This window comes from Marinomonas sp. IMCC 4694, assembly GCF_008122525.1.
Taxonomy (GTDB): domain Bacteria; phylum Pseudomonadota; class Gammaproteobacteria; order Pseudomonadales; family Marinomonadaceae; genus Marinomonas.
This window is the reverse complement of record NZ_VSRV01000001.1, coordinates 1568001-1582178: the sequence shown is the minus strand read 5'-3', so window position 1 is coordinate 1582178 and position 14178 is coordinate 1568001. Positions and strand designations below refer to the sequence as shown.

The window sequence follows — 14178 nt, the reverse complement described above, 5'->3', positions numbered from 1 at the left end:
ACCTCAACATACGAGATCATCATGGCAGATAAAAAACCCAATATTGTATTCATCATGGCAGACCAACTCGCCGCATCCGCCCTTCCATTTTACGGCCACTCGGTTGTAAAAACCCCTCATTTAAGTTCACTCGCCGCGCAAGGCGTTGTTTTCGATTCTGCGTATTGCAACAGCCCACTGTGCGCGCCGTCACGTTACGTGTTGATGACAGGCCAGCTTCCCAGCCACATTGGAGCGTACGATAATGCCGCCGACTTCCCAGCGGATATACCCACTTTTGCTCACTACCTTCGAGCACAGAATTATAAAACAGCACTGTCAGGTAAAATGCATTTCTGCGGCCCGGATCAACTGCATGGCTTTGAAGAGAGGCTTACAACCGACATCTATCCAGCCGACTACGGTTGGTTTCCTAATTGGGACGATGCAAAAACCCGCCCCACTTGGTATCACAATATGTCCTCCGTCACGCAAGCCGGCCCCTGCATTCGAAGCAATCAATTGGACTTTGACGATGAAGTCGTTTTTCATGCGCAGCGCTATTTGTACGACTACGTAAGACGTGATCAAGATCGCCCATTTTGCTTAACCGTCTCGATGACCCATCCTCATGACCCGTATGCGATTCCTCAAGAATATTGGGACAGATACAACAATGACGACATAGACTTACCCAAAATCACAATCAATAAAGAAGATCAAGATCCCCACTCTGCTCGATTGCAAGACGTCTATGCATATCACGATCAAACACTGAGCGATCAACAGGTTCGCAACGCCCGACGCGCTTACTATGGCGCCATTAGCTATGTTGATGACAAAATTGGCTTGCTGTTAAAAACGCTGAAAGAAACGGGCCTTGACGATAACACCATTATTGTCTTTTCTGGCGATCATGGTGACATGCTTGGCGAAAGAAACCTCTGGTATAAAATGTCCTTTTTTGAAGGCTCAGCGCGTGTCCCCATGATAGTGCATGCCCCAAAACGCTTCACAGCCAAACGCATTAAAGAATCGGTTTCCACAATGGACTTGCTGCCTACTTTTCTTGAAATGGTCACCAACCGAACGGATCACGACTACGCCATGCCCATTCAAGGAAGGAGCTTAATGCCACACATTCAAGGTCGTAAAGGTGGGCATGATGAAGTCATTGGAGAATACTTTGGTGAAGGCGCCATCGCACCGCTGCTTATGATACGAAGAGCGCAGTACAAATACCTGTACTGTCACCTTGATCCAGAACAATTGTTCGACCTAGAAAACGACCCTGATGAACTCATCAACCTAGCCACTGACCCACATTATGCCGAATTGCTCAACGCCTTCAATAAAGAAGCGCTTGAACGATGGGATTCTGATGCCATGACACAAAAGGTGCTCGTCAGTCAGCGCCGTCGTCGATTAATTGTGAAAGCGATGAACAATGGGAAAAAATTGGCATGGGACCATCAACCTCTTTTTGACAGCAGTGAAATGTACATGAGAAACCACATTGATCTGGATGATCTGGAGAGCCGATCACGCTTCCCGAAGATAAAGTAAATGCACTACGCGAGAACCCTCAAAATAGGAGCTATAAAATGAAAGTACTCTCTTCTAGTCTAGTAAGCGTTAAAACAATTGGGATGGCAAGTTTGGTTGTTGGTTGCGGCTTTGCGCTGGCTGCCGAACCGGAACAATGTCAAAAAGTGACCTTCAGTGATCCAGGTTGGACGGACATTGGCGCAACCAATGGCATAGCAACCACGCTACTCAAGGCCATGGGATACGATACTCAAGTCTATCTTTTAAGCGTTCCCGTTGGTTTTGAAGGCATTAAAAACGGCGAAATTGATGCCTTTATGGGTAACTGGATGCCAGCCCAATCGGCATTTATCGACAAATACAAAGACAACATTGACGTCGTGCGAACTAACTTAGAAGGTGTCAAGTTTACCCTTGCCGTTCCCAAGTATGTTTTTGATGCTGGCGTCAAAGATTTTGCTGACCTTGCGGCATTCAGTAAAGAATTTCGTCAACGTATTTATGGTATAGACGCTGGTGCACCCGCCAATCAAAAGCTGCAAGACATGATAGACAGCAATGATTTTGGACTGAAAGATTGGAAAGTCGTAGAATCTGGAGAACAAGCCATGCTGTCGCAGGTGGCAAGAACCATAAAACGCGATAATTTTATTGTGTTCCTTGGCTGGGAGCCTCATCCAATGAACGTGAATTATGATATGAAATACCTCAGTGGTGGCGATGCTTATTTTGGACCCAATTACGGCGGAGCAACCATAAGAACACTGACCCGTAAGGGCTATTTAAGCGAATGCCCGAACGTCGGCAAGCTGTTAGGGAATCTTGAGTTCAGCTTAACAATGGAAAATGAAATTATTGGCTCAAACGAAACGCCAGAGCAAGCCGCTGCGAGCTGGATAAAAGCACACCCTGAAGTGCTAAAAACGTGGCTACAAGGCGTCACTACTTTTAATGGAACACCTGCCTTATCTGTTGTTAAACAGCACTTGAGTGGCCTGTAACCCTTTTGTGCATCAAAACCGTTCACGCTGATGCAGGCGATCGCCTCACCACCGTGAGCGGTTTCTAATGACGATATTTATTGACGTGTTAACCGATTATTGCTCAACACCAGCGACTCAGAAGAACGATACGGGTTAATATCCAATCCCCCTCGCCTTACATATCGCGCGTACACAACCAAATTGTCTGGCTGACATTGACGCATAATATCGATAAAAATACGCTCGACACACTGCTCATGAAAGTCCGTATGCTCTCGAAATGAAATCACATATTTTAGTAAGCTTTCGTGATCGATCTTAGCGCCTTTGTATTCAATGAACACTGAGCCCCAATCTGGCTGACTGGTCACAGGGCAATTTGATTTCAACAAATGACTTACCAAACGCTCTTCAACTTTCCCCGCTGAATGATCTACAGTTAGTAGATTGGCGTTAGGATGATAGTGCTCAATATCTACATCAAGTTCGTCGATGCAGTAATCTGGCGTCAATACCACCAAAGACGCCATGGATTCGACATCACGAATAATCACTGTCACATCGGCGCCAGCGGCACTAGAAAGGTCTTTTTCTAAAAGACTGTGCACTTCTCCAACGCTGACATATCGCATTTGATTTAATGAATTTAAATACAGCTTAAAAGACTTAGATTCAATAATATTGGGGGAATCACATGGGAACCTAAACTCAGCAATCGCCACGATAGGCTTACCTTTGTGATTGAGCCACGACAACTCGTACGCATTCCAAATGTCTTCACCGTAAAATGGCAAACGTTCAGTCGCTATGCCCATCTCACTCCATTTATCCACTCTTGCAATGGGGTAAAGCAACCCTGCATCGTATTCAGAAACATATTCTGTTTGCTGACCTAAGGGTAAAAAGCCCATATACACTTCCTTAATTTCTAATGCCTTTGCCTTGATTTAGCAAACGCAGACCAAAACCAAACAACGCCACAATAAATACACATACAATCACCAGCGCCCAATACACATTGATATCAGATACGCCTAAAATCCCAAATCGAAACGCATTAACCATATATAACACGGGGTTTAACAGTGACACAGACTGCCAAAAATCAGGCAGTAAATCGATGGAATAGAAGACGCCACCCAGATACGTTAATGGAGTAAGAATAAAGGTGGGGACAATCGACACATCATCAAAACTTCTGGCGTAAATGGCATTGACAAAACCACCAAGTGAAAACATCACCGCCGTTAAACACACGACTAGAATCGTCAAAAATAAGCTTTCTAACGCCATATGTGTAAAAAACAACGACAGCAAAGTGACGATCAAACCGACACACAAACCACGCGCCACACCACCCAAAGTATAACCCAGCAAAATAACCCAATTAGGTGTTGGCGATACCAACAACTCTTGCACGCTGTGCTGAAATTTCGCCGAAAAGAAAGACGAAGAAACATTCGAATAAGAGTTAGTGATGACCGACATCATAATCAGCCCTGGTACTATATATTGCATGTAACTAAAACCGCCCATCTCACCGATTCGATCACCAATTAGGTTGCCGAAAATAGCAAAATACAGAGACATCGTAATAGCAGGAGGCAATAATGTTTGCGGCCAGATCCGTGTAAAACGACGAATTTCTCTGACTAAAATGGTATAAAAAGCGATCCAAATTTCCGAATTTTTCATTGCATTAGCCTTTGATTAATTTTACGAAGAGCTCTTCGAGTCGATTGGATTTATTACGCATACTGACCACATTGACTGAGATAGCGTCTAGCGCTTTGAAAATAGCATTCATAGACTGCCCCTTTACAACCTCTACTTCAATCGTGCTACCGTCTTTGCTCACTGAGACAGTAAAATCAGACAGCGTCCAATCTGCCGGCACACTTTTATCTAGATCAAGAATAAAAGTTTCCTGATTTAACGTTTTCAACAAGGCTTTCACGCTGGTGTTTTCAACAATTTCACCTGCACTGATAATGGCGATATTACGACACAGCTGCTCTGCTTCTTCCAAATAATGCGTCGTTAAAATAATGGTTGTACCTTGCTCGTTGAGTTGTTTAATGAACGCCCACATAGAGCGACGCAATTCAATGTCTACCCCGGCGGTTGGTTCGTCTAAAATCAACACTTCAGGCTCATGTATCAAAGCCCGCGCAATCATTAAACGACGCTTCATACCACCCGATAGCATACGAGATTGCGCGTTTCTTTTATCCCATAAGTCCAATTGCTTTAAATATTTTTCTGCGCGCTCTTCGGCAACAGACCGACTGATGCCGTAAAAGCCTGCCTGCGTCACGACGACATTAAACACAGTTTCAAAAACATTAAAATTAAATTCTTGCGGCACCACCCCTAAATATTTTTTCGCTTTTGCAAAGTCTTTGTCTATATCGGTTCCAAAGATAGAAACGCGACCAGAAGATTTATTGACTAGCGAGCAAAGAATACCGATCGTGGTGGACTTACCTGCACCATTTGGACCCAGCAAAGCAAAAAAATCGCCTTTTTCTACCTTAAGATCGATCCCCTTGAGTGCCTCAAAACCGCCTTCATAGCGTTTTTTAAGGTCACTAATTTCAATTGCATATGTCATAATTACAGCTCTCGTACGGCATAGCCGACTAAATAGTTACTGACTTGAATAGGGTTTTACGTGGAATCACGCACACAATATATCTTTGACGCTTTTGCTGATTTGCGTCAGCGAATCGCAGAGCACACTCCTTTTGACCAAACGAATTTAGCAGAGGAAGAAATTGACTTCCTAAAGAAATGGGACAAGCTGATGAACCACATTCAGGACAGCGCCCAAGACTACACGTTTGACGCACAAGAAATCGTATCGCGCTTCATACGATGCTACGCAAACTTAGTGCCTCTTATAAAACGTGAACTATTGTGGTTTATTGGAGGCGAATGTTTGCATTTTTTAGGTGATGAAGAGATCGCTTTATACCAGCAACTGGAAGATCAACTCTACGAACTAGACAGCCAAGGTGTTGACTACGATATCTCACAACAAATTAACGCGCTGCGTGCTTCACCACTTCATATTCATTAACAAATTAAAAGGCGGACACGTTCCGCCTCACCTCACTAAGAGACTTTTTTGAACACCAATGTGCCATTTGTGCCGCCAAAACCAAACGAATTATTCAGCACAACGTCTATTTTTCGCTTTTGCGGTGTAATGGGCACATAGTTCAAATCGCACCCTTCGCCCGGCTCGACTAGATTAATCGTCGGTGGCGCCACTTGATCACGGATCGCAAGAATCGAAAAAATGGATTCCACCGCCCCCGATGCCCCAAGTAAGTGACCAATCATAGACTTAGTGGAACTGATGGCCACATCTGACGCGTCCTCTCCCATCAAGGCCTTCACCGCTTTGGTTTCAGCTAAATCACCAGCTGGCGTAGAAGTCCCATGCGCATTAATGTAGTCCACGTCTAAAGGGCTAAGATTCGCATCCTTTAATGCCGCACTCATCGACGATGCCGCGCCTTCGCCATTCTCTGGCGGCGCTGTCATATGATAAGCGTCATCACTCATCCCAAAGCCCGCTAATTCGGCGTATATTTTCGCACCACGGGCCACAGCATGTTCATATTCTTCCAGCACTAAAATACCAGCGCCATCCCCCATCACAAAACCATCTCGGTCTTTATCAAATGGACGACTGGCTGTTCTATAATCATCGTTACGCGTTGATAAGGCTCTGGCCGCACCAAAACCGCCAATTCCCAAAGGCGTAATCGCCATTTCTGCACCACCAGCAACCATCACGTCAGCGTCACCATAGGCAATCATACGACCCGCCATACCGATATTGTGAGTTCCCGTTGTACAAGCGGTAACAATAGAAATGTTAGGCCCTTTAAAGCCAAAACGTATCGCAACATGACCAGAAATCATGTTAATAATCGCGCCTGGCACAAAAAAAGGAGAGATACGTTTAGGGCCCGACTCATTCAGCAACTCAAGATTCTTTTCAATCATTGGTAAACCACCAATACCTGAACCGATAGCACACCCCACGCGGTGTAAATTCGCGGTGTCTGCATTGAGGTTAGCGTCTTCCAACGCTTGAACAGCGGAGGCAATACCATACTGAATAAATAGATCCATTTTGCGCGCTTCTTTGACACTCATATATTGGGTGGCATCAAAACCATTCACTTGCGCTGCAAAACGAGTAGAAAATTGGCCTGCATCAAAAGAGGTAATTTCAGAAACACCGCTCTTGCCCTCCAATATATTATCCCACGTATCTTTCACATTATTGCCAAGGGGTGTCACCATACCCATTCCTGTGACTACAACCCGACGACGAGACATAAGGCTTCTCCAGCAATCCGTCTTCAATTCTTGAAGCGCTATGAATAAGAAAAGCCGCTGTAATAAATACAAGCGGCTTTTCGGAAAACTCAGTTCAACAATATCTTACAAGTTAGCGTTGATATAGTCGTTCGCTGCTTGTACGGTAGTGATTTTTTCAGCTTCTTCATCAGGAATTTCAGTATCAAATTCCTCTTCTAAAGCCATCACTAGCTCAACAGTGTCTAGGGAGTCTGCACCTAGATCATCAACAAAAGAAGCAGACGCAACCACATCTTCTTCTTTAACACCTAGTTGTTCACAAACGATTTTCTTAACGCGTTCTTCAATGCTACTCATTAGAAGTTCCTACTCTACTATTAACAGCTCAGTGTGAGCATATTATAAAATTCGGTCACCTAAAAGGTGTGATTCTCAACATGAACCGGAGACGTATTTTCGTTGAATTAAAGATAAAATTCAACTCAAATTACGACATATACATGCCGCCATTCACATGTAGTGTCTCTCCAGTGATATATGCCGCCCCATTTGACGCTAAAAACGCGACCGCGGCCGCAATTTCTTCGGGCTGACCAAGGCGTGCCGCAGGTACTTTCGATACCAATTTGGCCTTGTGCTCTTCAGGCAATACTTTCGTCATGTCGGTTTCAATGAACCCAGGCGCAATACAATTGACCGTGATACCACGAGATCCAATCTCTGCAGCCAAAGAACGACTAAAACCTTCTAAGCCCGCTTTTGCAGCAGAGTAATTTGTTTGCCCACCATTACCCATAGAACCGACAACAGAGCTGATACTAATAACACGACCAAATTTTGCTTTTGTCATGCCGCGTAAACACGCTTTCGTCACACGAAACACCGACGTCAGGTTGGTGTTGATCACCTGGCCCCATTCGTCTTCTTTCATGCGCATCATCAAATTATCACGCGTGATGCCCGCATTATTAATCAATATTGTCGGAGCACCATATTCTGCGGTTATCTCTTTTATGACTGTATCAACCGACTCGCTTGATGACACATCAAGCACCCAGCCTTTCCCATTCGCACCAAGATAATCACTGATACTTTGAGCGCCAGATTCACTGGTTGCCGTACCAATTACGGTGGCTCCCTGCTCGACTAATGCGGTCGCAATCGCTTTACCTATGCCCCGAGTTGCCCCAGTTACTAATGCAATTTTTCCTTCAAGACTCATGATAGCCTCCTACAATCAAATTAAACAAATAGACTAATGCCAATCAGTCAAGGCAGAATCAAAACCAGACAAATCACCTAAAGCAGCAACGCCTAAACCTTTCACAATGCGCTTATTCAAGCCACTAAGGACCTTACCCGGACCACACTCTATTGTGGACGTCACACCAAGCTCTGATAGTAACTCAACAGTCTGGGTCCACAATACCGGCTCACTCAGTTGTGAAACCAAATTCGCTTTGATAATCATGGGATCCGACACCGCTTGAGCCGTGACATTTTGCACTAAAATACAGCTTGGTACGTTAAACTCAATAGACTCCAGTTTTTCAGCTAATTTTTTACCGGCTGGAATCATCAGTTCACAATGCGAAGGCACGCTGACAGGCAACGGCAAGGCACGTTTTGCTCCAGCAGATTTGGCGCTTACCATTGCCTCTTCAACAGCAGCAACGTGCCCAGCAATGACTACTTGACCTGGCGAGTTAAAATTTACCGCACTGACAACGCCCGCAACGGCTGAACAGGCTTCAATCACTTTATCGTCATCAAGGCCAATAATAGCAGCCATAGCTCCTTCACCAGGCGGTACAGCTTGAATCATGTATTCACCACGTAATTTGACCAACGCCACCGCATCAGCAAAAGCCATAACGCCAGCACAAACTAAAGCCGAATACTCCCCCAAACTGTGACCTGCAACATACGCAGGCATGTCGCCACCCTGCTGCCCCCAAAGACGCCATAGAGCCACACTGGCAGTCAATAAAGCGGGTTGCGTTTTATCAGTTTGACTCAGTTTCTCGGCGTCATTCTGCACAAGATCCCACAAATCATAACCAAGCACACTGGATGCTTCTGAAAATGTTTGCTCAATGATTTCATGCTTCTCTGCTAAATCTGCTAGCATTCCCAATTGTTGAGAACCCTGACCTGGAAAAACAAAAGCTAATTTAGTGCTCATTTAATCTCCTGACTATACAGCCTCATTACAAAGACGCGCCTCTATCGCAGAATACAAATCCGCACGCGCAATATCAATTCCATACTCAATCGCACCTACCATTGCAGGCAAATCGGAACGACCATGACCTTTTACCAAATTGCCACGCACGCCGACTAAACAAGCCCCATGCCGACGTTCAGTTTGGTAAAAAGTCTCAAATAAAGATGACACCCCATCTACCCCTTTAAACTTACTCATCATAAATGACAACAAGCCTTCTGATGCTTTCAATACCGCATTTCCCACCATCCCATCACAAACAATGACATTTTTGTCGCCATCAAATAACTCAGTTCCTTCAGCATAACCAAAATACGCTGGCCACTTTTTTCCTGCTAAAAGCCGATCTGCCTCCCGAATAACGGCACTGCCTTTTGAGCTTTCGACACCCACATTTAACAATCCAACTCGCGGCACTTCGTTACTCAATGCTTCAATATAAGCAGCACCCAATTCAGCAAAGCCCACCAGCATCGAAGAAGGACAATGTACGTTTGCACCTAAATCCACCAAACAACGCAGTGGCTTAGAGTACAACTCTCTAATCAGTGCTGGATACAACTTAGGCCTAAGAACACCCAATAAATGACGTGACAAAGCCACCATAGCGCCAGTATTGCCTAGTGTTACCACCACATCCGACGTTTTTTTGGATAAAGAGTATAAAGACTGATAAAGCGTGCTGTCAGAACGACGAAACAAAGACAAAACAATCTCTTCATCAGGCTCAATCGTATCGGAGCAAGCAATCAAAGATAGGCGTTCATGGGGTACAGGAAGATCCAGACCAGAGCAAGAAGAGAAATAAACAGTGATAAAGACATCGTGATGGCGAGATAGGATCTCTATTGCACCGTCAAATGCAATGCGGGGACCTAAGTCCCCGCCCATAGCATCTAAAGCTACCCTGATCATGGGTATCTTAGTTACTCACCTTTAGGGGTGATAACTTGACGACCACGGTAAAAACCGTCTGCAGAAATGTGATGACGGCGGTGAAGCTCACCGGTTGTCTTTTCTACAGAAAGTGTTGGACCAGTCAAAGCATCGTGTGAACGACGCTGGCCGCGACGTGAACGAGTAACTTTACTTTTTTGTACTGCCATTTTTTGGAGCTCCTAACTTTACTTGGCCTTTAATTGGGCCAATATACTAAATGGATTCGGTTTTTCGTCATCCGGTGCGTCATCGGTAGACGAGGCATACTTTACAGCTGTTGGGTTGCAACCACTTTCTTCGTGATAAGCGACAATTGGTAGAGCAAGTATAATTTCTTGCTCGACCATATCTGCTAAAATTACTTCACCATCGGTCATGACAACAGGATCGTAATCATCCGGTAGATTTTTCGCGTGATCTTCGTCATAAACGAACCCCAACGCCAAATCTAACGCCAAATCGTGATTAACCGCTCCCATGCAGCGCTGACAAACAACCTGCACTTGAGCCGTTAATGATCCGGTAGCAATATAACGCCTATCCTCATCAACTCTAAAGTCTAGATGAATGAAAGCATTACCTTCATCAGAGGCTAAGATAGCACAAAGCTCCTTAAACTGATTAAGGGGCACGTACCCTTCAAGCGCTTGCTCATGGCTAGCGTATTTACGAGGGTCAAAATATTTAGGTAACGTATCATTCAACATGGCGGGGAATACTATTGCCAAGGCCCCTTTTTGTCAAAGTTTAAGTGACGATAAAGCACTTTTTTTCACTCTTTTAGGGTATTTTATTAAAAAAACCGTAAAATCACCTTTTAAGTTCCTTATCGAGAGACAAAAATGCACAAACAGCTGATCCTCGGCTCTTCATCAAGTTATCGAAAAGCGTTGCTTAAACGTTTAAACTTAGCCTTCACATGCCACTCTCCCAACCTAGATGAAAGCCCTTTGGAGCAAGAATCTGCCATGGATTTAGTAGAGCGCCTCACGATTGCAAAAGCACGTGCAGTTCACCACGAACGACAGGACTTAGGCCTGCCTTCTGATGCCCTTATCATTAGCTCTGATCAGGTCGCAGTTCTCGACCAGCACATTCTTGGCAAACCACATACACAAAGCAATGCAATAAAACAATTGACTCAATTTAGCGGTCGAAAGGTAAGTTTCTTAACCGGTTTATGTGTATTCGAGCAACAAACCGAGTCATTTCAGTACAGCCTAAATGAATATCACGTCTATTTTAGAGCACTCACCAACATTGACATTACACATTATGTTGCAATGGAGCAGCCACTCGATTGCGCCGGAAGCTTTAAATGCGAAGGCTTAGGTGTGTGTTTATTTGAAAAAATGGAAGGCGATGACCCGAATAGTCTAATGGGTTTACCGCTTATTTCACTGTGCAAATTATTAAAACACTTTGGAATCAATCCTCTGCAAAACGACGTTAACAGTTAATAGTCTTTTGAGTAAATACCCTATGAAGGCGTCGGAGACTCTAAGTTGTTAAGCGCTTGCAGGGTATTATGGTAACCAAAATCAATTAACTCTTTGGCTCGCCAAAACTCATAAAAACCACAAATATCTTTCGGAATCGAAATAAGTAAATCGGGGGGATAGCCTGCTAACTTGTACTGAGTGAGAGAAGCTTGCATTGTCTCAAACATCATATTAACGGTTTGTAAGCGCCCCCAGCTTTCTGGAGAATAGTCAGACTTTAAGTCAAGCTCGTCTGATTCTGCTTTAGTAAAAAACTCTTTTGTACTTTGCCACCAATCAGGCCCATCGTCCGCTTTATTCACCACAGGCTCCGTAAAAGCGTGAGCTGGGCCATTGAGATCAACCGCAACGATATAATCTGCGTCGGCAGGTACAGTAGGAATAATAGGCAAAGGATTTAAGACGCCACCGTCCACATACACACGGCCATTGGTTGACACTGGAGCAATAAGTGAAGGGATTGCAGAAGAGGCGCGCATAGCATCAATCAAGCTACCACGTTGAAACCAAAACTCCTTTTGTTTTAATAAATCTACCGCAACAGAGGTGTAAGCTACCGACAAGGACTCAATTTCTGGCGTACCTATAAGGCTTTGTATTTTCTCAAAGAAACGATCCCCTTTTACGTATACCCCATTTAAAATGGACATATCGAGCAATCGCAACATACTCATACGGTCTAAAGATTCAACCCATTCGCGATACTCAGGCAACTTACCCGCCGCGTAAACACCACCAACAATTGCCCCAATAGAGCACCCTGAAATACTAACAATGTCATAACCACGCTCTTCAAGGGCCTGTATAACACCAATATGAGTATGACCTCGAGCTGCGCCACTACCCAGCACTAAGGCGACTGTTTTCTTAGTTTCCACGCTAATCACCTAATCACCTAATCACCTAATCACCTAATCACCTAATCACCTAATCACCTAATCACGAACATACACAAATGAAACACGATTTACACCAAGTGATTCACGCCCAAGATTGGCCAAATTAATAAAGCGTACCCTGCCTTTTAATTGATCACCCAACCCAGCGATTAGTGTCGAAATAAGCATATCACCGGACTCAATAGCGCTAAATGTCCCCGTTTTTTCACTCGTCACAAAAGCAACCACACCTTGACCAGCAGGCAAATCGTTCACAAATCGACGTATTCTTGGTGTGTCGGAAGCTTTCATTTGCGCGACAATATCAAACTCAGTGTCTTTTGCCTCCGTTGATAGCACCTCATCTAAACGCACCATCACATCACCAGCGCCGCGGCGATTTAAATACAGCACTTGATATGCCCCAAGTGGGCTTTTGACCACAAGTAAGTACTGACTCTGATCGGCACCGTATAAAAGATAATCACCAAAAAAGTCATTGGCCCAAGCATTGCTGCTTCCGCAGCTGCGACTTTCGCATTCAAACGCAATACTGCGACCACCTAACAACATCTGCGAACGATAATGCGCATACACCTCTGTCAATAAAGCGTTGCGATTTACCTTATACAGCGAGGAGAAGTAATCGCCTTGCAATCGAATCACTGACTCCGGCTCCCAGCCACTTCCTGCTCTACGGATTTTGCTTAATGGCACTTCGATAAACTCATTCGCTTGCGAATAACTCTTCACCAACTGCGCATCGCGATACGGCTCAACGCTCAATACACCTGCCGATGTCATCCCACTACTAAATGCTAATAAAAAAAATATATTACGAAATTTATACATATAACCACCTGTCATCTTACCCACTTACTGAGAAATTTGATGAATTAGTTTTGATCAATAAAACGCTTCACTTCTGTTGCAACAGAAAAACAGGTATCCGGTTCAAGGTGAAAGTGATGATTTCCGTCCAACCACTTTAGCTTTATCCATGGAAATTGAGCGGCCCGCTTTTCAACAAACTGTGAGTCATTCGCGTAAACTCCTTCTTTTGCTATCAGCGCCAAGGTCGGGCATTTTATTTCTTTTATAAACGCCTCAACACTCGCTTCGTCCATTCGAAACGGAGAAGGAAACGTTAATTTTCCATCATGACGCCACGACCACACACCATCGGCATTGCATTTAGCGCCCCTTTCAACCAAGAGCTTGGATGCTTCATGAGAGAGCGAGGTAAAACCTGACATTCGTGCCGTTACCATAGCGCCTTTGGTGTCATAGGCTGTTGCCCTATTAGGCCGATATTTGGCCATTTTATTCACCGCACGCTGCAAAGTTGTCACCCTATCCGACGGACACGCCGTTAAAGGCCCCATATTATCTAACAAAATTAGACCGCGTACTTTATCGGGCGCAACAGCCGCCACCAGTATAGCGACCGCTCCCCCCATACTGTGACCCATTAACCACACACTCTGTTTGGACTGATTTAAAATAGACACCACATCTAGCACATAGTCCCATAAATGATAAAAATTACCTTCTGGACGATGCAAAGACTTCCCGTGACCTGCTAAGTCAACGGCAATATGAGAAAAATCCGATAAGTAAGGTGATAGGTTAGAAAAACTGGCCGCATTATCTAACCAACCGTGCAAAGACAACACATTTACGTCAGACATTTTTTTTGGCAACCACTGCATACCAGTCAATTCGGTATACGCCAATTTATAAACAATATCATTACCCATAACGCACTGTTTTTACTCATT

At 44.5% G+C, this 14178-nt stretch carries 17 protein-coding genes; 4 read left to right on the top strand and 13 right to left on the bottom strand.

The features are described from left to right. Positions 1–21 precede the first annotated feature (21 nt). Both betC and choX read left to right on the top strand, forming a co-directional pair. Entirely contained in the window at positions 22–1545 is a 1524-nt protein-coding gene (gene betC / locus FXV75_RS07245; protein WP_148831994.1) for a choline-sulfatase, read from the top strand. Positions 1546–1583: 38 nt separating this feature from the next. After that, a complete protein-coding gene (gene choX, locus FXV75_RS07240) occupies positions 1584–2528 on the top strand; it encodes a choline ABC transporter substrate-binding protein (RefSeq protein WP_148831991.1) in 945 nt (314 codons plus the stop codon). Positions 2529–2605: 77 nt separating this feature from the next. On the opposite strand, the gene queF is transcribed toward choX, so the two are convergent. From queF to FXV75_RS07225, 3 genes are read right to left on the bottom strand one after another with little or no spacing between them, the layout of a single operon-like run. After that, positions 2606–3421 carry an NADPH-dependent 7-cyano-7-deazaguanine reductase QueF gene (gene queF / locus FXV75_RS07235; protein WP_148831988.1) on the bottom strand — a complete coding sequence of 272 codons (816 nt, stop codon included), beginning with the start codon at positions 3419–3421 and terminating at the stop codon, positions 2606–2608. A gap of 10 nt (positions 3422–3431) precedes the next feature. Further along, positions 3432–4205: an ABC transporter permease gene (locus FXV75_RS07230; RefSeq protein ID WP_148831985.1), complete on the bottom strand. Its 774-nt coding sequence runs from the start codon at positions 4203–4205 to the stop codon at positions 3432–3434. A 4-nt stretch (positions 4206–4209) separates the two neighbouring features. Continuing rightward, positions 4210–5124: an ABC transporter ATP-binding protein gene (locus tag FXV75_RS07225; protein ID WP_148831982.1), complete on the bottom strand. Its 915-nt coding sequence runs from the start codon at positions 5122–5124 to the stop codon at positions 4210–4212. A 60-nt stretch (positions 5125–5184) separates the two neighbouring features. Here FXV75_RS07225 and FXV75_RS07220 point away from each other — a divergent pair, with 60 nt between their 5' ends. Then, positions 5185–5592 (top strand): PA2817 family protein, encoded by a 408-nt coding sequence (locus FXV75_RS07220; protein WP_148831979.1) that lies wholly within the window; start codon positions 5185–5187, stop codon positions 5590–5592. Between the two features lie 35 nt (positions 5593–5627). Here the strand turns inward: FXV75_RS07220 and fabF are convergent, their stop codons facing one another. From fabF to FXV75_RS07185, 7 genes are all read right to left on the bottom strand, one after another. Further along, positions 5628–6869 carry a beta-ketoacyl-ACP synthase II gene (gene fabF / locus FXV75_RS07215; protein WP_148831976.1) on the bottom strand — a complete coding sequence of 414 codons (1242 nt, stop codon included), beginning with the start codon at positions 6867–6869 and terminating at the stop codon, positions 5628–5630. A 105-nt stretch (positions 6870–6974) separates the two neighbouring features. After that, complete coding sequence (gene acpP / locus FXV75_RS07210; RefSeq protein ID WP_012069834.1) at positions 6975–7208, bottom strand: acyl carrier protein; 234 nt, start codon at positions 7206–7208, stop codon at positions 6975–6977. A gap of 130 nt (positions 7209–7338) precedes the next feature. Continuing rightward, positions 7339–8073, bottom strand: coding sequence for a 3-oxoacyl-ACP reductase FabG (fabG, locus tag FXV75_RS07205; protein WP_148831973.1), 735 nt, complete (start codon positions 8071–8073; stop codon positions 7339–7341). Between the two features lie 33 nt (positions 8074–8106). Beyond that, positions 8107–9036: an ACP S-malonyltransferase gene (gene fabD / locus FXV75_RS07200; protein WP_148831970.1), complete on the bottom strand. Its 930-nt coding sequence runs from the start codon at positions 9034–9036 to the stop codon at positions 8107–8109. A gap of 12 nt (positions 9037–9048) precedes the next feature. Further along, positions 9049–9993 carry a fatty acid synthesis protein gene (locus FXV75_RS07195; RefSeq protein ID WP_148831966.1) on the bottom strand — a complete coding sequence of 315 codons (945 nt, stop codon included), beginning with the start codon at positions 9991–9993 and terminating at the stop codon, positions 9049–9051. Positions 9994–10004: 11 nt separating this feature from the next. Next, a complete protein-coding gene (rpmF, locus tag FXV75_RS07190) occupies positions 10005–10184 on the bottom strand; it encodes a 50S ribosomal protein L32 (RefSeq protein ID WP_072839128.1) in 180 nt (59 codons plus the stop codon). Between the two features lie 18 nt (positions 10185–10202). After that, positions 10203–10745 carry a YceD family protein gene (locus FXV75_RS07185; RefSeq protein ID WP_262368482.1) on the bottom strand — a complete coding sequence of 181 codons (543 nt, stop codon included), beginning with the start codon at positions 10743–10745 and terminating at the stop codon, positions 10203–10205. A gap of 114 nt (positions 10746–10859) precedes the next feature. Here FXV75_RS07185 and FXV75_RS07180 point away from each other — a divergent pair, with 114 nt between their 5' ends. Then, positions 10860–11477 (top strand): Maf family protein, encoded by a 618-nt coding sequence (locus FXV75_RS07180; protein WP_148831960.1) that lies wholly within the window; start codon positions 10860–10862, stop codon positions 11475–11477. Positions 11478–11497: 20 nt separating this feature from the next. Here the strand turns inward: FXV75_RS07180 and FXV75_RS07175 are convergent, their stop codons facing one another. From FXV75_RS07175 to FXV75_RS07165, 3 genes are read right to left on the bottom strand one after another with little or no spacing between them, the layout of a single operon-like run. Further along, complete coding sequence (locus FXV75_RS07175; RefSeq protein ID WP_222863100.1) at positions 11498–12397, bottom strand: patatin-like phospholipase family protein; 900 nt, start codon at positions 12395–12397, stop codon at positions 11498–11500. Positions 12398–12454: 57 nt separating this feature from the next. After that, positions 12455–13249: a DUF4892 domain-containing protein gene (locus tag FXV75_RS07170; protein WP_148831955.1), complete on the bottom strand. Its 795-nt coding sequence runs from the start codon at positions 13247–13249 to the stop codon at positions 12455–12457. Between the two features lie 44 nt (positions 13250–13293). Continuing rightward, on the bottom strand, positions 13294–14157 hold the full coding sequence (locus FXV75_RS07165) for an alpha/beta fold hydrolase (RefSeq protein WP_148831952.1): 864 nt from the start codon (positions 14155–14157) through the stop codon (positions 13294–13296). Positions 14158–14178 lie beyond the last annotated feature (21 nt).

Excerpts from the sequence above, each read along its gene's own strand:
- betC (WP_148831994.1), top strand. The coding sequence starts at position 22 with ATGGCAGATAAAAAACCCAATATTGTATTCATCATGGCAGACCAACTC.
- rpmF (WP_072839128.1), bottom strand. The coding sequence starts at position 10,184 with ATGGCAGTACAAAAAAGTAAAGTTACTCGTTCACGTCGCGGCCAGCGT.
- acpP (WP_012069834.1), bottom strand. The coding sequence starts at position 7,208 with ATGAGTAGCATTGAAGAACGCGTTAAGAAAATCGTTTGTGAACAACTA.
- FXV75_RS07230 (WP_148831985.1), bottom strand. The coding sequence starts at position 4,205 with ATGAAAAATTCGGAAATTTGGATCGCTTTTTATACCATTTTAGTCAGA.
- FXV75_RS07170 (WP_148831955.1), bottom strand. The coding sequence starts at position 13,249 with ATGTATAAATTTCGTAATATATTTTTTTTATTAGCATTTAGTAGTGGG.
- FXV75_RS07195 (WP_148831966.1), bottom strand. The coding sequence starts at position 9,993 with ATGATCAGGGTAGCTTTAGATGCTATGGGCGGGGACTTAGGTCCCCGC.
- choX (WP_148831991.1), top strand. The coding sequence starts at position 1,584 with ATGAAAGTACTCTCTTCTAGTCTAGTAAGCGTTAAAACAATTGGGATG.
- fabG (WP_148831973.1), bottom strand. The coding sequence starts at position 8,073 with ATGAGTCTTGAAGGAAAAATTGCATTAGTAACTGGGGCAACTCGGGGC.
- fabF (WP_148831976.1), bottom strand. The coding sequence starts at position 6,869 with ATGTCTCGTCGTCGGGTTGTAGTCACAGGAATGGGTATGGTGACACCC.
- fabD (WP_148831970.1), bottom strand. The coding sequence starts at position 9,036 with ATGAGCACTAAATTAGCTTTTGTTTTTCCAGGTCAGGGTTCTCAACAA.
- FXV75_RS07180 (WP_148831960.1), top strand. The coding sequence starts at position 10,860 with ATGCACAAACAGCTGATCCTCGGCTCTTCATCAAGTTATCGAAAAGCG.
- queF (WP_148831988.1), bottom strand. The coding sequence starts at position 3,421 with ATGGGCTTTTTACCCTTAGGTCAGCAAACAGAATATGTTTCTGAATAC.
- FXV75_RS07225 (WP_148831982.1), bottom strand. The coding sequence starts at position 5,124 with ATGACATATGCAATTGAAATTAGTGACCTTAAAAAACGCTATGAAGGC.
- FXV75_RS07165 (WP_148831952.1), bottom strand. The coding sequence starts at position 14,157 with ATGGGTAATGATATTGTTTATAAATTGGCGTATACCGAATTGACTGGT.